Raw genomic sequence first — 21,850 nt, 5'->3', positions numbered from 1 at the left:
ACCAACCCTGAGACACATCAATAGATCAACATTAAGGGCACAATATACATTGTTGTGCCCTTAATGTTAATGTTAATCTCCCCTGCTCCCTGCCCCTCTGCCTTCAAAGCCAAGAATTACCAAGGGCTACCAATCATAATAAATGGTGCCCAGAAAAATGGATGTTGCAGAACTAATTGCTTGGCTTCCGAACTACTAACAGCTATTTTTGACAGGGGAATAGTGAGATTACTATTGCTGATAATTAAATTTTTGCCCTCAGCATCTATTGTTACCTTACCTTGAATCATTGCTAGCTGTGCTTGTCGCAGTGCTTCTACCTTAGTAGTTTGGGTTTGTAACTGGCGGTGAAACTCTGTCATTAATCCCAAAGTTCCCGTATCTGATACTTGCCATAAACTAGCAGTTACCGAATTCACCCCAATTTTAACTGCCGATCCAGCTAAACCCAACTGTGATTTGTCATCGCCAAAAGCTGTCTGACAAGCACTCAAAATTAATAATTCTACTTGTGGATTATTCCAGCGTAGGTTACGAACTTCATTAAGCTGGAGCTTGTCATTATACATTTGGATATATGAATCTTCTAGAGAATTTTCTCCAGGAGCAAAAACTGCGTGGGTTGCTAAATGAATAATTCCAAATGGTGTTTTATCTCGTTCTTGTTTTAGTCGTTCTTTGGTAAATTCTTGGTTAAGTACAACTTTACCCTGTCCGCGCCAAATCTGATTCACAATGGTTTCTACTTCTACAGGCGCACCAAGTAACTCTTTGACTGGATTTTCATTATTTGGCCCCGGATCGAAGCTTTCTGCGCCCATTGCTAAGACTTGAGTGTTTTTGAGATTAGCATAGTTGCTATTAATCAAGCTGAAAGTGGGAATGATACCCAAACTATATTTTTCAATCAAAAACTTATCTTGCTCATCTACTAGTGCAGCTAAAGGAAGCGATCGCAAACCTGCATCCTGGATGACAAACAGCACATTGTCAATACCGTCTTTTTGTAATTGAGCTTCTAAGGGCGCAATTAACCATTTATAAAGTTGTTTGCCTGATTTCTTATAACTGGTGGTGCTAAGTTTCTCCAACTCTAGAGGAGCATCAACATTTTCTTTGAGAGATACTTCTCGATAAAATTCTGCTGCTACCTTTTTCACCTCTCCTCTAGTAATACCTGTATGAATTTTCGGATTTGTAGATTTACCACCAGGTGTTACCATGAATATTTCTAAGGTATCACTATCTTGAGGTTCTGGCTGAGAATTATCTGCTTTGATTTGGTATTCTTTAGGCTTAAACCAGACATAGATAATTCCTGATTTCATTCCCGCTTTTTGCTGAATTTGGTTCAGTTCGCTAGTGATTTGTTCTATACTTTTAATTGGCACATTTTCTAACTTTAATTCTGATTGATATCGTCTAGTTTCATTATTTTCTAGATTAACAACCACTGAATCTTCACTAGAGTTAACATTATTGTTAACGCCTATTTGTGATAAGCTACTTTCTTCTCTACCTGGGACGATTCGTCCTTGAGTGATAATTTGAATTTTGCCTCTAGTTTCGCTCTGTGGGAATGATTCAACGGGTACAATACTATTAGGTAAACCGAAAATACTTAAACCTGTAGTAATAGTTCCAGCAGTACCATTACCATCAGCTGATACTCTACCAACAACAAATGGTCTGATGCTATCGCCACCGTGATCGATTTTGATTTCACCACCACCGTCTTTACCAATTGTGGAAATACTAGCCAAAATGGGGGTGTTATTAATCGAGGTAGTAAAAGTTTCTGTAGCGCGGAAGAAGCCTCTAGTTTTGATATCTACATTACCGCCTATACCATTGCTGCTACCACCTTGAGCATTGATATATTGCACCTGAATATCGTTATTTGGATCTAGTTTGACTGAACCACCATTACCATTGGTGGAACTAGTATTGATAGCTCCAGTATTAATTCTATCTTTCGCTTCAATAGTTAGGTTACCACCATTACCTACATTAGTATTAGTGTTGATATTACCAGTCTTGATCTCGCCTGTATTATTACCTAAGGCTGTTAAGCTAACATTGCCACCATTGCCATCGAGGTCTGTATTAGAATTTACATTACCTGTTGTGATGTTTCCCTTGTCGCTGGTAATTTTAATATCTCCCCCTGTAGTGGAAATATTACTCGTATTTACATTTTGACTTGCTTGGAGTGCGATCGCTGAATTTCCACTACCTGTAATATTACTTTTGAAATCTAATTCGCCAAGAGTGCTTGTAAAGTTGTGGTTAGAGGTGACTGTATTCCCATTACTAGTCAAAGTTACAGGACTATTAAATTGTTGATTGCCTGTGGTAGTAATGTTACTAGCAACATTAGTATTACCAGCCGTCACATTTAAGCTACTTAAAGGCGTCTTACCTACCTCATCATTTAAATTAATATTACCACTGCCGGAACGCAGGGTTAAATTTCCACCACCATCTAATGTACTCTTAAAACTGATATTACCAGTGCCGGAGTTCAAAGTTATTGGTGTAGTCGTACCGAATGATACCAGTTTTTCAAAGTTGATATCTTGATTACTGGTAGTAATCCCAGCGTTGAGAGTCGTATTACCATTTAAGGTAACAGAAGCATTATCTGTACCTGTAATTATTCCATTAACTATAATCCTTTCAGTGCCAGAATTAATGGTTACTGGATCTTTGAAAGTTACAGAATTAATAGTAATAGCATTAGCATCTTCACGCCCGATGGTAATGCTATTAAAGCCGTTTGCTAATGCATTGATGTCTGCTGTTGTCAAGTCTAAAGCAGCAGTATCGTTATTAGCGCCACCTAGAGTAATATTTTGGCTAGTTGTCGTCGGTTCGAGTTTCAGGGTACCACTACCGCTTACAGTACTTGATGTGAAGTTAATCTCGTCAGCTTTTAGCGTCAGGTTGTTGCTACCTGCGGTTAAGGAGTTATTGAAAGCGATCGCGCTATTATTAGAAGTAAATGTTTTATCGCTAGTACCAGTCAAGTTAACTGGATTATTAAATATTTGATTACCTGTGGTTGTAATATTACTACCAACATTATTATTAGAAGATCTAGTAGTTAAGCTACTTAATGGAGTTGTACCACCAACAGCACCACCGAAAGTAATATTTCCTGTACCTGCATTTAAGCTTAAATTACTAGTACCATCAATCGTACTGCTGAAGTTGATATTACTATTATTTGTCTTGAAGTCTTGGTTATTACCAGTCAGGCTAACTACAGTCTTAAATTCTTGATTGCCTGTAGTGCTAATATTACTTGCAACATTAGTATTTGCTGCTGTCAAAGATAAGCTACTTAATGGAGTTGCATCACCAACAGCACCGCCGAAATTAATTTCACTTGTACCAGCATTTAAACTTAAATTACTGCCACCATTAATATTACTGCTGAAATTGATATTACTATTATTTGTCTTGAAGTCTTGGTTAGTACCAGTCAAGGTAACTGTACTATTAAACTGTTGATTACCTGTGGTGCTAATATTATTGGCAATATTGGTATTAGCAGATGTCACAGTTAAACCAGTCAATGCAGTGGTATCGCCAACAGCACCACCGAAATTAATTTCACTTGTACCAGCATTTAAACTTAAATTACTGCCACCATTAATAGTACTGCTGAATGCGATATTACTATCATTTGTTTTGAAGCTTTGGTTAGTACCAGTCAGGCTAACTGTACTCTTAAATTGTTGCGCACCTGTGGTATTGATATTACTGGCAACATTTGTATTATTGGCGTTGACGGTTAAGTTACTCAACGCATTTGTACCACCAACTTCACCACTAAAGCTAATATTTGTGATGGCATTGAGAGTTAAATTGCTATTACCATCTACTGTACCATTAAAGGTAATATTATCAGCTTTAAAATTATTCGTAGCACTAGTCAACTTAACAGGGTTATCAAATATTAAATCGCCTTGGATATTTAGGCTACTAGGAAGATTGATATTAGAAAAAGCCAGATTTAAACTACTTAATGGAGTTGTACCACCAATTACACCACCAAAATTAATCGCACCTGTACCAGCATTTAATGTTAAATTACTAGCACCATCAATATTACTATCGAAAGTGATATTACTATTATTGGAATTAAAAGTTTGGTTAGTACCAGTCAGGGTAACAGGACTAGTAAATTGTTGATTACCTGTGGTGGTAATATTATTGGCAACATTGGTATTAGCTGCTGTCAAAGATAAGCCAGTTAATGGAGTTGTACCACCAACTGCGCCACCTAAATTAATATTTCCCGTACCTGCGTTTAAGGTTAAATTACTAGCACCATTAATAGTACTGCTGAATGCAATATTACTATCATTTGAATTGAAAAGGTTGCTACCACCGCCAGTCAGGGTAACTGCACTATTAAACTGTTGATTAGCTGTGGTGGTAATATTATTGGCAACATTGGTATTAGCAGATGCTACAGTCAATTCATTTAATGGAGTTGTACCACCAACTTCACCATTAAAGCTGATATTTGTGATGGCATTGAGAGTTAAATTATTATTGCCATCTACTGTATCATTAAAGGTGATATTATCAGCCTTAAAAGTATAGCTAGCATTAGTAAGGCTGACAGGACTATTAAATATTAAATCGCCTGTAACACTGAGGCTACTAGGAAGATTGATATTTAAAAATGCCAGACTTAAACTACTCAATGGAGTTGTACCACCAACTTCACCGCCTAAAGTAATATTTCCCGTACCTGCGTTTAAAGTTAAATTACCAGCACCATCAATCGTACTGTCGAAGGTAATATTACTATTATTGGAATTGAAGTTTTGGGTAGTACCAGTTAAGGTAACAGGACTAGTAAATTGTTGATTGCCTGTAGTGGTAATATTACTAGCAACATTGGTATTATCTGCTGTCAAAGATAAGCCAGTTAATGGAGTTGTACCACCAACTGCGCCACCTAAATTAATATTTCCTGTACCAGCATTTAACGTTAAACTACTAGCACCATCAATCGTACTGTCGAAGTTGATATTACTATTATTAGAATTGAAGTTTTGGATAGTACCAGTTAAGGTAACAGGACTAGTAAATTCTTGATTGCCCGCGGTGCTAATATTACTAGCAACATTGGTATTATCTGCGGTTAAAGATAAGCCAGTTAATGGAGTTGTACCACCAACTTCACCGCCTAAAGTAATATTTCCTGTACCAGCATTTAACGTTAAATTACTAGCACCATCAATCGGACTATCGAAAGTAATATTACTATTATTAGAATTGAAGTTTTGGGTAGTACCAGTTAATGTAACAGAACTAGTAAATTCTTGATTGCCTGTAGTGTTAATATTACTAGCAACATTGGTATCAGTGGCTGTCAAAGATAAGCCAGTTAATGGAGTTGTACCACCAACTGCGCCACCTAAAGTAATATTTCCTGTACCTGCGTTTAAAGTTAAATCGGCAGCACCATCAATCGTACTGTCGAAGTTGATATTATTATTAGTTGAATTGAAAGTTTTGTTACCACCACCAGTCAGAGTAACGGAACTAGTAAATTGTTGATTGCCTGTGGTGCTAATATTACTCGCAATATTGGTATTAGTAGCTGTCAAAGATAAGCCAGTTAATGGAGTTGTACCACCAACTTCACCATTAAAGCTAATATTTGTAATGGCATTTAGAGTTAAATTGCTATTGCCATCTACTGTACTATTAAAGGTAATATTATCAGCTTTAATAGTATTAGTAGCACTAGTAAGGTTGACAGGGTTATCAAATATCAAATCGCCAGAAACATCGAGGTTACTGGGAAAATTAATATTGGAAAATGCCAGAGTTAAACTACTTAATGGCGTTGTACTACCAACTAAACCACCTAAAGTAATATTTCCTGTACCAGCATTTAACGTTAAATTACTAGCACCATCAATCGTACTGTCGAAGGTGATATTACTGTTATTTGAGTTGAAAGTTTTACTACCACCACCAGTTAAGCTAACAGGACTAGTAAATTGTTGATTACCTGTGGTACTAATATTACTGGCAATGTTGGTATTAGTGGCTGTCAAAGATAAGCCAGTTAATGGAGTTGTACCACCAACTTCACCGCCTAAATTAATATTTCCTGTACCTGCATTTAACGTTAAATTACTAGCACCATCAATCCTACTGTCAAATGTGATATTACTGGTATTTGAATTGAAGGTTTTACTACCACCACCAGTCAGGGTAACAGGACTAGTAAATTGTTGATTGCCTGTGGTGCTAATATTACTAGCAACATTGGTATTTGCTGCTGTCAAAGATAAGCCAGTTAATGCAGTTGTACCACCAACTTCACCGCCTAAATTAATATTTCCTGTACCTGCATTTAACGTTAAATTACTAGCACCATCAATCCTACTGTCAAATGTGATATTACTATTATTTGAATTGAAGGTTTGGTTAGTACCAGTCAGGGTAACAGGACTAGTAAATTGTTGACTGCCTGTGGTGCTAATATTACTCGCAATATTGGTATTTGCTGCGTTTACAGATAAGCCAGTTAATCGAGTTGTACCACCAACTGTATCGCCTAAAGTAATATTTCCTGTGCCAGCGTTTAACGTTAAATTACTGCCACCATCAATCGTACTGTCGAAGTTGATGTTATTATTATTTGAATTGAAGGTTTTGCTACCACCACCAGTTAAGGTAACTGCACTAGTAAATTGTTGATTACCTGTTGTAGTAATATTACTGGCAATATTGGTATTAGTAGCTGTCAAAGATAAGCCAGTTAATCGAGTTGTACCACCAACTGCGCCGCCTAAAGTAATATTTCCTGTGCCAGCGTTTAAAGTTAAATTACTGCCACCATTAATTGTATTACTGAAGGAAATATTACTATTATTTGAATTGAAAGTTTTGCTACCACCGCCAGTCAGAGTCACAGGACTAGTAAATTGTTGATTGCCTGTAGTGCTAATATTACTAGCAACATTGGTATTAGCGGCTGTCAAAGATAAGCCAGTTAATGCAGTTGTACCACCAACTGCGCCGCCTAAAGTAATATTTCCTGTACCTGCATTTAACGTTAAATTACTACCACCATCAATCGTACTGTCGAAGTTGATATTACTATTGTTTGAATTGAAAGTTTTGCTACCACCACCAGTCAGAGTCACAGGACTAGTAAATTGTTGATTGCCTGTGGTGCTAATATTACTAGCAACATTGGTATTTGCTGCTGTCACAGATAAGCCAGTTAATCGAGTTGTACCACCAACTGCGCCACCTAAAGTAATATTTCCTGTACCTGCATTTAAGGTTAAATCTTCCGCACCGTTAATAGTGCTGCTAAAGCTAATATTACCTGTACCAGAACCAGTAGTGATAGTGGTAGCGCTACCCCCAAGGTTAACAGCACCGTTGAAGCTAATATTTCCGCCAGTCGTATTACCAGAAGAGTTGATACTGTTACCAATGGTAATGCTACCACCTGTTGTTGTAAGAGCGATCGCCCCACCATTGCCATCTGTGGCGGAAGAATTTAAAGTGCCTGTAGTAATGTTACCGCTTGTTGTTGTCAGAGCGATCGCCCCTGCTTTACCCGTACTAGCGGAAGCATCTAAAGTACGTGTAGTAATGTCACCTGTTGCAGTCAGTTTAATCTTCCCAGTCTCATCGGTTATTGTTGATGTGGTTTTGATATTTCTTACTTGAATACTGCCATCGTTTAAGGGAGGTGTGATTTTTTTGAAGTCTGTATCTCCCTCAGTTATTGGGAGATTATCTGTTCCGACTGAAGCTAGACCAGCACTTATAATTAAAGCGCTAGTTGTTTTCAATGCATTTAAATCTTCATCTGGTACAGAAATATTAACATTCTCATCTTTGCCCGTAATGGTAATATCTCCTCCCTGGACACTCCCTGTTGCCCGTATCATTAAGGCTGCACCTTTGTAATCGCCAAACTCAACATCGCTGTTAGCTGTGATAATTGGATCGAAGTAACTGACAAAATTACCTGCACCGCCTGATAGATTGCGAATGCTAAATTGTCCACCACTGCGAAAATGGGCGTCACCAGAAACATTACCATCACTAACTAAACTCAGGTTTTTACCACTGACAAAGGGTGTCTGGGGATGATTCAAAGCGAGAATATCAATACTTTGATTTCCCTGGATGTAAAGATTACCCCCAGCTTGGGCTAAAAAAGGATTGGCGACAGTATCCCGTGCTAAGACTGTATTTTTTGCTAATAAATTTAAATCGCCAGTGATGCGCAGTTGACTTTCAGGCAAAATTAAATTTTCGGCGGCGTTCAGGGTAGCTGTTTTTGCTGTCACGCCCGTGACGGCTACATCCCCAGCATTTACAGGGATACCTGATGCAGCTAGTTGCACCTGTCCGTTATTAACTGTCAAAGTCTGATTATTTGCTGTACCTCCACCAGTTAATAATTTTGGTAATGAGGCTACAGAAACATTTCCCGATACAGCTGCGTTGGCGGGAATTTCTAAACTGAGTAAATGTCCTGCTTGACTAATACGGATCAAACTTTGCCCCGGTACGGAGGCGACGGTAACATTACCATCTGGTGCAGATAGCTGTCCGGTGCTAACTACTGTACCACCTAGTAAATTTAAATTACCTGTATTTACAGTCAAGTTACCCAGGTTAATAATACTCCCTGGTTGATCTGTGTTGAAACTAAAGCTTGTGGGGTTATCGATTAAATCCGCGTAGTTATTATTACCTGATGCTAGAAACCAATTGCCACCAATACCAATAGCATTAGCAGTACTGACGGTAAAATCAGCCGGTACATTTAAGCTGGCGTTGGCACCAAACATAAAGCCAGCCGGGTTGAGCAAAAATAGATTAGAACTGCCGCCAGTAACTTGAATTAAACCGTTAATAATGGAAGGATCGCCGCCAACTACCCGCCCTAAGATATTTTGCACGTTTGGGTTAGACAGAAAATTGGCGATTTGGTTGTTATCTAAGCCAAATTGTTGAAAACTGTGGAAAAGATTGGCTTGATTGCTGGATAGAGTACCACCACTAATATCTAACTGGTTACCGTTAGGCGTAACTATAGTATTTGTACCGTCAGCTGCTGGTGTAATTGACTGCCCTTTAGCTGGGGCGATCGCGCTTAAAGAAAATATCTGCGCGATCGCTTGACTCACAATCAGTATTAATAGGTTAATTTTTTGCGCTAGTGAATTCATAGTATTTTCCGCTATAGAGGTAACTCAGTTACTTTGGTATGAGGGTATAAAAAAGCAGCAAGAAATTCCCCCATCCCAGCAGATGGGGGAATTTTTGACCACTCAAAACCTTGGTGGATGTGCTATCTTCACCTCAATTCGATTTAGAGTGTCAGACAGCGCCTTATTAGTACTGATTTTTCCTCAGAGCTTTTACTTAATTGCCAAGTTACCGATTCACAGCCTCAATATCTGTCTCGAAAATTTCTTGTTGGAAATTAAATGGTGTGTTGCCTCTCAGGGACATAGTTAATAATGGCGGTGTCAGGTCTAATCTAACACGCATTCTCGAATAATTACGCAATTGGCTAAACCCCCTTCTTTTGCCAAATGCCTTGCTCTGGTTTTGATTTTTGTCGAATAGCGTCACCACACGCCCCGAAGTATCAAACACCGGGCCACCTGCTAATCCTGATAAATTATACCTAGAAGGTAAGTTAGTGTAAGTCCGGGATTTATCTTTTTTCTGTAATTCTGTGACATGAAACATCCGGTTTTTACCGCTAGGAGGGTTAGCAAATCCACCGACGTATGCACCATTACATAGCTGTGGATCTGCTTGTAGACAATCTTGCGGATCTTCTGTTTCTACTAGTTTGGCAATTTCATAAGTGCGATCGCTTTTAAAACGCACAATGGCTAAATCTTCACCTGGAATTTCTTCAATATCAGCAGCAGAAATTCTGATTTTTTGGCGCTTATTGCCCCCTACACCGGAAGATAATGGTGTAATGATGTCATATTGAACATTTTTGTCTTGTACTACCTTCTTGGTTGTGAGTATGGCGTAAACGTTGATTCCTCCTTCTTGAGAGACACCGCTAATCACCCCCGAACCCGCAACACCCACACTAGATTCAATCCTGACTACCGTTGCTTGGGCGATCGCTGCTATGTCTTTTGGGTGTAATTCCCTGGCTTTGTCTGACTTTTGATTGATTGCTGGCGATTGTACAGCCTTTTGCGCCAGCGCCGGTACAACTCCTGTGAGGATCGTGACACCAGCTAGACAACTTGCTACTAAAGATTTATTTAACATTTACTTTCCTTCCCCTTGGATGCTAATCTTCCTCAATTGTTGATTCAGGCGTAGATAGAAACAATCTGCTTGGTTATTGTTACTAAATACAAATTTTGGTGAATTTGTATTCATTTTCTGCCGCTATCATGCTTTAGCCTTATTTTTAGTATCTAAACCATGCCTATAAAAAAACACACAAGAAATACTTAAATTTCAACCCATCACATATCAATCTAATATAAAACCGCGTAATTACTGATATTTTTACAGAAAAAATACATAAAATATAAGAATTCTCCAAAAAAGCTCAAAATCACCCATCTCATGGGGCGATCGGTTTTTATAGCTTTATAAAGATTCTGTAAAATGTGATATTTATTACGTATTATTGGGTATTAGTGCTTAAGTAAAATTTTTATCGCGCCACCAAAAAATGTATTCTTTATTACAAAAATTCGTAACAGGGATTGTATGTTTATTTTCTAGCAGCCTTGTGATTGCTGGGATATTCCCTAATTATGCTGATGCCAAATTAGCCACAGCAATATCAACGGCAGCTAGCAATACATCTTTGCATCCCAACAGTCAACCAGAAGAAAAGGGACAGGGTGCAGGGGGCTTAGTCCTTCCCTATAGAGATCCTTTTGTGCCTAACTTTGCTGGTGAATTAGAGATAGCTCAAGCAACACCCACCCCAGAAGCTTCGCCAACGCCAGATTCTCCGCCGATTACCGTCACGAAAATCGATTTACAAGGTAGTAGTTTTGCCGAATCAGCCGCCATCCAATCTATCTTGAAGACTGTAGAAGGACAGACAGTCAGTTTAGCCCAGTTGAAGAATATTGCAGACCAAATTACTGGTTGGTATTTTCAGCAAGACTACATTACCTCAGAAGCAATTGTAGACGAGTCATCTATTAAAGATGGCGTAGTGAGAATTCAGGTAATTGAAGGTACTATCGAAGAAATTCAATTTGACCCACCAACAAAACGCATTCATCCTGATTATGTGCGATCGCGGTTGGGAATGGGCACTCATAAACCTTTTTCTCCATCTAAGCTAGAAGAACAATTAAGGTTATTGCAAATTGACCCGTTATTTAGCAAAGTAGAAGCTAGTGTTCGTCCGGGAACCAATCGAGGTCAAAGTATTGTAGTAGTGCGCCTCACCGAAGCCGAACCCTTTGATTTAAATTTGAGTGCAGATAACTATTCTCCCCCTAGTTTGGGTTCGGAAAGATTGGGTATTGGTGCTATTTATCGCAACCTGACCGGAATTGGTGACCAAATCAGCGCAAATTATTACTTTACTACTAAAAGTGGCGGTTCCAATCTTTACGACTTTAGCTATCAAGTACCGCTAAATCCCATGAATGGGACTTTGCAATTAAGAACTGCAATTAACAAAGTCAAAGTAGTTCAAGCACCATTCGATATTTTTGATATTCGCGGTGAATCTAGTTTGTATGAAATTACCTATCGTCAGCCAATAGTGCGATCGCTCGCGCAAGAATTTGCCTTATCCTTAGGTTTTAGCGTCCAAAACGGTCAAACATTCACCTTTGCAGGGCCAACCCCCTTCGGTATCGGGCCTGACAATGATGGTAATAGCCAAACCCGGACAATTAGATTTAGCCAAGATTACGTACAACGCAGTCTTGAGGGTGTTTGGGGATTGCGATCGCAATTTAACTTTGGCATAGGTGCTTTTGATGCTACCATTAACGACGACCCCAAACCCGATGGTCAGTTTTTTAGTTGGTTATTGCAACTACAGCGACAGCAAAAATTAAGTCAAAATCATCTGTTAATCGCCCAACTTGACCTGCAACTCACACCCAATGGTTTATTACCCTCCCAACAGTTTGTCATTGGTGGCGGTCAATCAGTGCGCGGCTATCGTCAAAATGTCCGCGCAGGTGATAATGGATTGCGATTATCTATAGAAAACCGCATAGGTTTACAAAAAGACCCCGACAACGGTCAAGATGTGCTGCAATTAGCACCATTTTTTGATTTAGGATATATCTGGAATGTCGATAGCAACCCCAACCTAATCCAAAGACAAAAGTTTATCAGTGGTTTAGGACTAGGCGTTTTATGGAAACCCCTACCAGATTTTAACTTGCGTCTAGATTATGCCGTTCCCCTAATTGAGCTAGACGATCGCGGAACAAATGCGCAAGATGACGGCTTGTACTTTAGCGTTGGCTTACATCTTTGACAAATTTCGCTACGAAGTGACATAAATGTTGGGTTTCGTTCCTCAACCCAACCTACCCATATTCCCTAACCCCTAACCCCTCGCTTCGGTCACAATAAAGATAAAGATATCTAACTTGAGCCGTGACAGCAAACCTAGTTAATCCTTCAACCTCTGTTTTTCGCCTCTCACCGTTAATTCGGATTACACTGTTGAGTTTATATATCGCACTCACAGTTCCCTTACCTTTTTTAGCCCAAGTAACAGCTGCACCTATCCCACCGTCATTATTATGGCTAGGAATTGGTATTGGTTTGATTGCTTTATATGCAGTGTTGACCGAAAGAGTTATTGTAGACGACCAAGGAATACAAGTCGCCTATCCTGTATGGGTACCGCGATTTTTTCGTAAAGGTTGGTCTTTGGCTTGGTCAGATGTGAAAGAATTAAAACCCCGTACCACTGGTCAAGGAGGTATTGTATATTATTTCCTGAGTCAGTCTGGACAAGCTTATTTATTGCCGATGCGTGTAGTAGGATTTGCTCAACTCGTTAGGCAAGTACAAGCAAAAACAGGTATCGACACCACAGATGTGCGTCCTTTAGCACAACCTTGGATGTATTTTATATTGCTGGGTTTCACGTTATTGTTGCTGTTGGTAGATGCTTGGACTATCTCTACAGCTTTAACCCACCCAATAATTACTAATTCGTAATTCGTAATTCGTAATTACGATTGATTTTGACCAATCCCTAAAGAAAGTTGAACTTGGATACTGTCACCCCAAAAGCCATACTCAAATTAGAGCAAGTTAATCTGTTTACAAAGCTCAAAACCCAACTATCAGCGAATCACCAAGGATATCCCATATTGCAGGATATTTCCTTTGAGGTTTACCCAGGCGATCGCATTGTCATTGTCGGGCCATCAGGTGCGGGAAAAACAGCTTTATTTAAGCTGATTAACCGCCTGATGGAACCAACTAGCGGCAAAATACTTCTAGAAGATAGGGAATATCGCCAAATCCCCATCGTCCAGTTACGCCAGGTAGTCACGCTGGGATTACAAGAGTCTAAGCTTTTGGGTATGACAGTCCAACAAGCATTGGCTTATCCACTGGTATTGCGTGGTTTATCCAAACAGACAATACAGCAACGAGTCAGTTATTGGATGGAACAACTGCATATACCAAATGATTGGTTAGGACGCACTGAAGTACAACTTTCTCTGGGACAGCGCCAACTAATTGCGATCGCCAGAGCTTTAGTCATCCAACCAAAAATATTATTATTAGATGAGCCAACTTCCGCCTTAGATTTTGGTATTGCCACCCATGTAATAGAAATCTTAATTCAGCTGGCTGCCAGCCATCACACCACAATTTTAACAATTAATAACCAGCTAGAATTAGCACAGGTATTTGGTACAAGACTCTTCCATCTCCAGCAAGGTCAGTTATTAGCAGATAGAACAACTGCTGAGGTAGACTGGTCTGATTTACGCACCAGCTTGCAACAAGCAGAAGCTCAAGCCTCCCAAGAGTGGATTTAGTCAACAGTCAACAGTCAACAGTCAACAGTCAACACCCCCTACACCCTTTGCGTACTCAGGGTTGAGCGTTGATTGCTAAATCTCTCCTTGGGCAATTTTGCTGGTGATTGCGGTAAGTTGGAATTTAAAATTTCCATGTTAAACCGGTATCCTACATTCCGGATAGTTTGAATTAAACTGGGTTGCCGAGGATCTAGTTCAACTTTTTTCCGCAGCGATAAAACGTGAGTATCAATAGTGCGTGGATTATCAATGGCGTCAGGCCAAGCTCTTCTGAGCAATTCTGACCTAGACAGAGGTACTCCTCCAGCTTGTGCTAAAACGTATAGTAAACTGAATTCTTGAGGTGTTAAATCGATAAATTCTCCCTGAAATCTCACCCGACGTTGCACTAAATCAATTTGCAAGGCACCATAATCTAAGTAAGCTGGTGCCACAGGCGTGCGGTTGCGACGAATTAGCGCTTCTACTCTGGCTAAAAACTCTTGCATTCCAAATGGTTTGCTCAAGTAATCATCTGCTCCCGCCTTTAAACCGACCACAACATCACCTTCGTTAGCACGGGCAGATAGCATTAAAATTAACGGCTGTTGCTGACGATGCAGCCAACGGCAAAATTCAATGCCATCACCATCAGGTAAATCAGCATCTAGAATCACCAGTGTTGGTTGCTGGCTCAAAAACACTTCCCTTGCTTGATATATGCTGGCGGCTTGATGTACGCGATATTCGAGCTGCTGCAAGTGCCAACCGAGCAACGACCTCAGATGGGGATTCCCCTCAACGATTTCAATACAAACCGAACCCACGGTGGCAAGACCCCTTAGCGTTGATGACTTTCAAATTAACAAGCCCATGCCCAAGGTTTTGTAGTCTTTGTTACTCCAATTATGATTAACTTGACATTTTCTGATGACAATATTAGCTAAAAGTTTAACTTATGCTTTAACTCCAGCCGATTAGTAATATTCTTAAATTTTTGTTAGACTTATGAAAATTATTTCTGGCTACACATCCTAGCTCCATCGAAGGGGGTAAAGCACCAATAAGCGATCGCTAAACTCACCGATCCTGCCCAAAGGTATATCCTGACTTCATTCCCAAAGCAGATCGCACCCGGCAAAACTTAGTTTTAAGATAGTCTAAAAACGCAGGAAGTTACAAAAGCAAATTATAAAAATAACTTACTTACTTGACTTATTTTGTGCTTTCTGGAATAGGATCAGAATACGTTGTAGCTGCTGGAGGGTAACACCCAAAGTAGAGAAATTGATTTTGACTCCTGGATAGGGGGAAAGTCACACTTCACATTTTTGCCCGGATCATTTACAATTCTCATTCCAAAGAGATTTATTCAGCAGTTATGCTCCAAGACACACAAACCATCCGCTATTACCAAAGAATTACCGACGCCTTCGTCGAGTTATGGAATCGCGGTTATCGTATGGACGATATGCGGATGTATTTGGATGGATATTTAGCCGCGCTGAGACATGGGAACGCCATTGAACCCTATTTGATTCATCGCCTCGAAGAGGAAGCCAGCCGCTACCTATACGATGCCTCAAACTTTGCAATGGTGCAACCAGAACCAGAACCACAACACGATTATTACTAATGTCCTGCTGGGGTCAATGGTAGTTACCACTAATCAACGCAGATGATTATAGCATATTAACTGCTTTGATCAAGGGGTCGTGTGGTATGGAATTTTGAAGATATTTTTCATAAAACATTTTCCCCCAGTCATCTAATCTTTTTGTCGAGACTACTGGGGGGATTTTAGTTTGGGGGTAATTGTTGACGGTTGACGGTTGACCGTTGACCGTTGACTGTGCATAACTCAGCAACGCCCCATGCCCAATGCCCAATGCCCAATGCCCACTCGCCTTGAGCGAAGTCGAAAGGATGCCCAATGCCCCATGCCCCATGCCCCATAACAAAATGTAAACTTTTGCGGGAACTGCATAAAACCTTAAACCATCTCCGATAAGTGGATGCAGATCTTAGCTAGGAATATTTTATGTGACAGTCATAGAGTTAAGTTTTGAGCAAGCAATGCTTGTTTTAGACAAAGCATTGCAAAAGAAGCATCTGAGTAATATCCAAGAGATGGTGCTTAGATTGTGCTGGAGTGGATATACTTATGCAGAAATTGCCGAAAGCTCGGGTTACGATGATGATTACATCCGAGATGTAGGCTTTCGGTTATGGCAAATGCTCTCAAAAGCGCTGGGGGAAAATATTGCTAAAAGTAATGTCAAGACAGTCTTGCGCCGCCATTATTCCAGCCTGAAGCAATTAGAGTCACAAGTATCTACTATCGCCGCATTTCCCACCCCAAAAATCCAACAGCAGCAAGATTGGGGAGAAGCGATTGATGTTTCTGTGTTTTATGGACGCCAGAAAGAACAAGAATTGCTGCAACGCTGGATTATTGATGAAAAATGCCGTTTGCTCATGTTGTTAGGAATGGGGGGTATTGGTAAGACAGCTTTGTCTGTGAAAGTTGCAGAAAAGTTACAAAGTAAGTTTGATTTTGTTTTTTGGCGCAGTCTCCGCAATAGTCCAGCAATTTCTGATTTGATGCGGGAGTTAATTTCTTTCGTCTCCCAGCAATCAGCAGCGAGTTTACCAGAAAACCTGGATGTACAAATTTCTTACTTAATGAAGTATTTGCGCTCTCGACGCTGCCTCATTTTATTGGATAATATCGAATCGCTTTTGCAAAGTGGAGAGACATCCGGACATTATTGCGCTGGATATGAAGGATACGGTCAACTTCTCAGAAGGATAGGAGATGAAGTCCATCAAAGTTGTCTAGTTTTTACTACCAGAGAAACCCCTAGTGGGTTTACAGCTAGAGAAGGTGACGCTTTACCGGTGCGATCGCTCCAACTCACTGGTTTATCTGCGGTAGAATCACAGCAAATCCTCGCAACTAAAGGATTAGTAGATTCTACAGATGAATGTCAGCAGTTAATTCAGCGTTATGCAGGTAATCCTTTAGCTTTGAAAATTGTCGCTACGACAATTCAGCATTTGTTTGATGGTAATATTTGCCAATTTTTACAGCAAGGTTCAGTGATTTTTGGCGATATTTGGGAAATATTAGAGCAACAGTTTAACCGCTTATCTGCTAACGAAAAGCAGGTGATGTATTCCCTAGCAGTTAAGCAAGATTGGGTAAGTTTACAACAATTACAACAGTATGTGATTCCGCAAATCTCGGAGCGAGAATTACTAGAAGCACTTTTTTCTTTACAAAGGCGATCGCTAATTGAACAGCGATCAGCTAATTATACTCAACCAACTGTAGTCATGGAATATGTGAGTGAAAACCTGATTGGTAAAGTGTGCTGTGAAATACCTACAGCAGAGAATTATTCATTAGCTTAATCATGTTGGTTTCCTTCATACTTATTTTTTCAGCCAACTAGCGCGATCGCATTTGGGGAGGGTAGCATCAAGTGCGATCGCGCTTTTTAATTGTTTGTCTGATAAACCCGCTTATAGTCAAGCCCGTAAGAATTAAGCAATACTTGTAAATATCTAGTTGTAATTGTGAATGAGATATGGTGGCGTGAGTATTTCAGTCACTATAGACTATGAGGTGATATCAAAATGCCCAAATGGAAGTTAGTTACAGAATTCACCTTTGATAGCGCTCACTATATCAAAGATTATGATGGCCCTTGTGGTCGAATGCACGGACATACTTATAAAGTGAGACTCGAAGCTACATCATCAATGTTGCACTCTTCAGAATATTGCCCGCATCCAGTTATGGTAGCTGATTTTAAAACCTTAAAATGGGCTAAACAAGATGTAACCAAAGGCGGACTCGATCATTGCGTTCTCAATGAAGTCTTACCTCCAGAATACGAAACAACTGCGGAGATGATCGCCAAGTATATTTACGATCAAACTAAGCAGAAGTTACCCGCAGAGGTACAGCTCAAAGTTCGAGTTTCCGAAACACCGAATAGTTGGGTAGAGTATCAAGATTGAAGATGGTCAATGGTCAATGGTCAATGGTCAATGGTCAATGGTCAATGGTCAATAGTCATTGGTCAGTAGGGGCGGGTTTATTTGGATCTTTGTTAATAAATGAGGATATCGGTGAACCCGCCCGTACAGTTTTTATGGGAGCATCCCAAATGTGCAAAAACGCCCTCACCCTATAAGGGTGGGGCTAGAAATACGAAGCCTGCCTTGGCAGGCTATCAAACTTTTAGCCTGCCAAGGCAGGCTTTGTTGGTATAGCAATACCCTTCTAGGGTATTGCGTCAAAATTGGGATGCTCCCGTTTTTATTGGTCATTTGTAGGAAAATTTGGCTAAAATAACTTTCTTCGTCTCTTATTCGCCAATTATTCGGGTAATTTATCGTAATTTGACGCAATAATCATCTAAAAATTAATCCGATCGCTCGTTTATAAGTCGGCGATCGGATTAATTTTTGTTGAAGCAAAAATTTTTATAAAAAAAATAGCCGAATAAAAAGTATATAGTTATACTTTTTATAATCAAATTCCTTTGAGTTTACCAGCGAAAAATGACGAAATTTAAACATATACTCACTGGCATAGCTTTATGCTCGCTTTCTTTAGGTGGTGGTGTCAGCAGTAGTTTTGCGCAATATAAAGTATCAAATCAATCTAGCCAGCAGACGCCAACCACTGCGCCTAATTGTCCTTTACCGCTAGAAATTGCAGTCACTTTCTTAGACTCTAAATGTCAGGAAATTAAACTCCAAGAAGACAAAACTTACTACCGCTACTTTAGTACCGATAAAAATAAATTTGGCAGATATCTGACTACTAATCTCTATAAGAAAAATGTTGATGTCATCAGGAATTTAGCTTTAAAGCAAGAATGGGGTAACCAAGCGACGATGATGTTAACTGTGACGGTACCTGCGGGAACGACAGTTTATGAAGGGGTAGTAGCTTCCCAAGACCCAGCACAATGTTACCCTGGGGGTGGACAGCAAACCTTTATTCAAGATTCCAAAGATCCCAATTTAAAATGGTCTGAGGGAACACCAATGAAAGTCAAAGAATTTAAGTGTCCCTAAGCAAGGTGCTAACTGCAAAAAGATGGAAGCAAAAAAACAAGAATTTCTCCAACTGGTAGATACAGCGCTAGAAGTCGGGAAAGGAATGCTTGCTGCAAATGATTCGCCTTCAGAACGATTAAATACGCTGATTGCGCAATTACAGCAGCTTAAAGCCAATACAATTAGCGATCGCCTCGAACCATCAGATGGATATGTGACGTTAGGATTGGCGCGTGAAGTAGCTGATTGGATTGAAAATTTAGATTCACCGTTACTGAAAGCTGTAGGTGCAATCGAGATATATTACCAACAGCAACTCTAGAGATAAAAGTTATACCAATTACTGAGGAAGGGGATTCAGCATTAGCGATCTGTCCCATGAATTTTTTGCTCTTGTCTGAAGACGAGTAAAAAACTTTACCAATGGTAGAGGTTAAACAATTAACCTCTACCATTATTATTAATGGTTTACTGCTAGCTGATGAATAAAGATTGCAAAGTTATTGAGTAATTTGTTATACTCCACATGCCCAATAAATCTTAATATTTTTCTTCCTCCTTAAGGTATAGAAATCGTTAAGCACAAGTAAAATAAATGCTATTAATAATTCTTTTTATTGTGTTTTTGCCGGAAATTAATCTCTAATCCCCGTATTAATAAAGTTGCTCTAGCAATAAATGACAATATCGCAGTTACAATCTGTGGTTTATATTAACGGTAAGCCTTGCTCTAACGAGATTCTGAGTTAACAGAATAATATTATTTTTTCTTCCACTGAAAGCAGTAAGTTTTAGGTTAATATTAAGTATATATACTTGAAAAACAAGTAAAACTAGCCCAACAATTAGCCGATAGCGATTGATAATCCTTAACCTTCATAAAGTTATAAATCGCTTTATTAAGCTTTTGATAATAGTTATCTCAGGTTCTACATTCATGCCGCAATCTGTTGCCAGAATTGTGTAATCTGAAAACAGCGAAGCTAATAATTAAATTGAGGTCTGATGACTCCTAAGATTATGCGTCAGCTTTGGTCGGTGGTGGAAACCGCCCAGGCCAAGACTTTATTACAACTAGACGATGCTAGTTTGGTGCAATGGTTAGTCAAGCAAACCAACACTGAAGCATTGTTAGAACAGAAAGAGACTGATTTTCTGTGTGATTACATTCAATCGCGCCTGTCTCTGATTCGCGATTTAGCTTATGAACGACAGTGTTAAGAGCGATCGCTCTTTGCTTTTGTGATATTTCTGAGATTGAAGATTTATTGAGTATGTCGGGGAAGATAACCTTCTACCAAGCAATCAGAACCAATTACACGCCAACGAACATTTTCGAGGGGTAACGCTTCAGTCATGGTGGTAAAGCCCAAATCACCTACGGGTGTAGGAGCATTACTACCACCAACGATTTTTGGAGCAATAAAAGCAAGAATTTTTTGGACTGCTCTGTTGGCGATCGCACTCGCAGCTAAAGTTCCACCACATTCCCACAATACGCTACAAAAACCCCGTTCATACAAGTGCGCCATAACATTATCTGGTGTCAAGGAAGTGAACTCTACCACTTCCACCCCCCGTTGTCGTAACATTTCTTGAACATTAGGGTTAGCAGCTACTTCTGTCAAAACTAAGGTAGGAGCCTCAGATGTTTGCCATAGGCGAGCATTTTCTGGCAAGTTGAGATGGCGACTCATCACGACTCGTAAAGGATTATGAACCCCTACCTGATGGCTGGTTAAATAAGGATTATCCTGTCGCACAGTATTTCCGCCGACAATCACAGCATCACAAGCAGCCCGTAGCTGATGTACTTCATTGCGGGCTGCTTGATTTGTCACCCAAGCGCTATGACCGGAAGTTGTAGCAATTTTGCCATCCAAAGTCATGGCATACTTCAAAATACCTAAAGGTCGTTTGTAAAGAATGCGATGGACAAAAGCTTCGTTGAGTTGCTGACAGGCGGCTTCTTCTACCCCTACTAAAACTTCTATACCAGCAGCACGTAAACGGGCAATCCCACCCCCAGCGACTAGGGGATTTGGATCTACCATCCCCACTACTACTTTAGCTACTCCCGCATTAATTAAACCTTCTGAACAAGGTGGAGTACGCCCATAGTGGTTACAAGGTTCCAGATTTACGTAAACAGTAGCACCACGAGCTGCTTCTCCTGCGGCTCTGAGGGCAAAAACTTCTGCATGAGGTTCGCCCGCACGGGGATGAAACCCTTCGCCCACAATCTCCCCATTCTTGACAACCACTGCACCCACTAAAGGATTGGGGGAAGTGCGCCCCAAAGCACGACGGGCGAGTTCTATACACCGCAGCATCATTAGGGAATCAAAATCACTCCCTACCCGTTTCTCTGTTGAATTCATGGGCGGGGTATTTTCTAGATTGTAGTTAGGTAGAGAGCCATCTATTTGAGCAAGCACAGGGGAGTTATCCATAAGTTTGGGGAACACTCTCAATATTTTCCACGCTAGCTGGTCTTTTGCGCGATTTTTTAATAGTAATATTCAGCTTTTACTTTTGGCGATCTTAACTTATGGGGATATTCACAAGGGCGGGGAAACCCATTGGTGTCAACTTAAGTTCTCTGGCTTACCCGACGTACCGCCCGCAGGCTGTAAGCCTGGGGCTAAGGTTACATGAGCTTACCTACGTGGGCTAAGAAAATTTAGCCCACGTAGGTGGGTTTTGTTCAATTAGCCGCACCCTTCGAGGGT

15 protein-coding genes are annotated in these 21,850 nt (G+C 40.1%); 10 read left to right on the top strand and 5 right to left on the bottom strand.

Annotated features, from left to right (window positions below):
• Positions 1-116: 116 nt before the first annotated feature.
• Both AACW45_RS34200 and AACW45_RS34195 read right to left on the bottom strand, forming a co-directional pair.
• Positions 117-9,242: a CHAT domain-containing protein gene (locus AACW45_RS34200; RefSeq protein WP_190630294.1), complete on the bottom strand. Its 9,126-nt coding sequence runs from the start codon at positions 9,240-9,242 to the stop codon at positions 117-119.
• 208 nt (positions 9,243-9,450) lie between these two features.
• Positions 9,451-10,320 carry a trypsin-like peptidase domain-containing protein gene (locus AACW45_RS34195; RefSeq protein WP_190630291.1) on the bottom strand — a complete coding sequence of 290 codons (870 nt, stop codon included), beginning with the start codon at positions 10,318-10,320 and terminating at the stop codon, positions 9,451-9,453.
• A 415-nt stretch (positions 10,321-10,735) separates the two neighbouring features.
• On the opposite strand from AACW45_RS34195, the gene AACW45_RS34190 reads away from it, so the two are divergent.
• The 3 genes from AACW45_RS34190 to AACW45_RS34180 all read left to right on the top strand — a co-directional run bounded on the left by AACW45_RS34190 (position 10,736) and on the right by AACW45_RS34180 (position 14,057).
• The gene (locus AACW45_RS34190) at positions 10,736-12,526 is read left to right on the top strand and encodes a ShlB/FhaC/HecB family hemolysin secretion/activation protein (RefSeq protein WP_190630290.1); all 1,791 of its coding nucleotides are present in this window, start codon (positions 10,736-10,738) and stop codon (positions 12,524-12,526) included.
• A 122-nt stretch (positions 12,527-12,648) separates the two neighbouring features.
• Positions 12,649-13,221: a hypothetical protein gene (locus AACW45_RS34185; RefSeq protein WP_190630288.1), complete on the top strand. Its 573-nt coding sequence runs from the start codon at positions 12,649-12,651 to the stop codon at positions 13,219-13,221.
• Between the two features lie 53 nt (positions 13,222-13,274).
• A complete protein-coding gene (locus AACW45_RS34180) occupies positions 13,275-14,057 on the top strand; it encodes an ABC transporter ATP-binding protein (RefSeq protein ID WP_190630370.1) in 783 nt (260 codons plus the stop codon).
• Between the two features lie 38 nt (positions 14,058-14,095).
• Here the strand turns inward: AACW45_RS34180 and AACW45_RS34175 are convergent, their stop codons facing one another.
• On the bottom strand, positions 14,096-14,866 hold the full coding sequence (locus tag AACW45_RS34175; RefSeq protein WP_190630286.1) for a response regulator transcription factor: 771 nt from the start codon (positions 14,864-14,866) through the stop codon (positions 14,096-14,098).
• Between the two features lie 554 nt (positions 14,867-15,420).
• Here AACW45_RS34175 and AACW45_RS34170 point away from each other — a divergent pair.
• Positions 15,421-15,675, top strand: a complete 255-nt coding sequence (locus AACW45_RS34170) for a DUF6761 family protein (RefSeq protein WP_096645592.1) — start codon at positions 15,421-15,423, stop codon at positions 15,673-15,675.
• 164 nt (positions 15,676-15,839) lie between these two features.
• Here AACW45_RS34170 and AACW45_RS34165 read toward each other — a convergent pair whose 3' ends face one another.
• Positions 15,840-15,995: a hypothetical protein gene (locus AACW45_RS34165; RefSeq protein WP_190630284.1), complete on the bottom strand. Its 156-nt coding sequence runs from the start codon at positions 15,993-15,995 to the stop codon at positions 15,840-15,842.
• Between the two features lie 87 nt (positions 15,996-16,082).
• Here AACW45_RS34165 and AACW45_RS34160 point away from each other — a divergent pair, with 87 nt between their 5' ends.
• From AACW45_RS34160 to AACW45_RS34135, 6 genes are all read left to right on the top strand, one after another.
• On the top strand, positions 16,083-17,456 hold the full coding sequence (locus AACW45_RS34160) for an NB-ARC domain-containing protein (protein WP_190630282.1): 1,374 nt from the start codon (positions 16,083-16,085) through the stop codon (positions 17,454-17,456).
• A gap of 225 nt (positions 17,457-17,681) precedes the next feature.
• The gene (locus tag AACW45_RS34155; RefSeq protein ID WP_190630280.1) at positions 17,682-18,068 is read left to right on the top strand and encodes a 6-pyruvoyl trahydropterin synthase family protein; all 387 of its coding nucleotides are present in this window, start codon (positions 17,682-17,684) and stop codon (positions 18,066-18,068) included.
• 2 nt (positions 18,069-18,070) lie between these two features.
• Complete coding sequence (locus AACW45_RS34150) at positions 18,071-18,244, top strand: hypothetical protein (RefSeq protein ID WP_190630279.1); 174 nt, start codon at positions 18,071-18,073, stop codon at positions 18,242-18,244.
• A 370-nt stretch (positions 18,245-18,614) separates the two neighbouring features.
• Positions 18,615-19,136, top strand: a complete 522-nt coding sequence (locus AACW45_RS34145; protein WP_190630277.1) for a hypothetical protein — start codon at positions 18,615-18,617, stop codon at positions 19,134-19,136.
• Positions 19,137-19,158: 22 nt separating this feature from the next.
• Positions 19,159-19,440: a hypothetical protein gene (locus AACW45_RS34140; protein ID WP_190630275.1), complete on the top strand. Its 282-nt coding sequence runs from the start codon at positions 19,159-19,161 to the stop codon at positions 19,438-19,440.
• Between the two features lie 683 nt (positions 19,441-20,123).
• A complete protein-coding gene (locus AACW45_RS34135; protein WP_190630272.1) occupies positions 20,124-20,339 on the top strand; it encodes a hypothetical protein in 216 nt (71 codons plus the stop codon).
• Between the two features lie 44 nt (positions 20,340-20,383).
• On the opposite strand, the gene ribD is transcribed toward AACW45_RS34135, so the two are convergent.
• Entirely contained in the window at positions 20,384-21,571 is a 1,188-nt protein-coding gene (gene ribD, locus AACW45_RS34130) for a bifunctional diaminohydroxyphosphoribosylaminopyrimidine deaminase/5-amino-6-(5-phosphoribosylamino)uracil reductase RibD (protein ID WP_190630270.1), read from the bottom strand.
• Between the last annotated feature and the right edge of the window lie 279 nt (positions 21,572-21,850).

The organism is Calothrix sp. FACHB-168 (assembly GCF_963889195.1).
Classification (GTDB): Bacteria; Cyanobacteriota; Cyanobacteriia; order Cyanobacteriales; family Nostocaceae; genus Aulosira; species Aulosira anomala_A.
The sequence above is the reverse complement of the archived record's forward strand: the minus strand, read 5'-3'. Positions and strand labels throughout refer to the sequence as shown.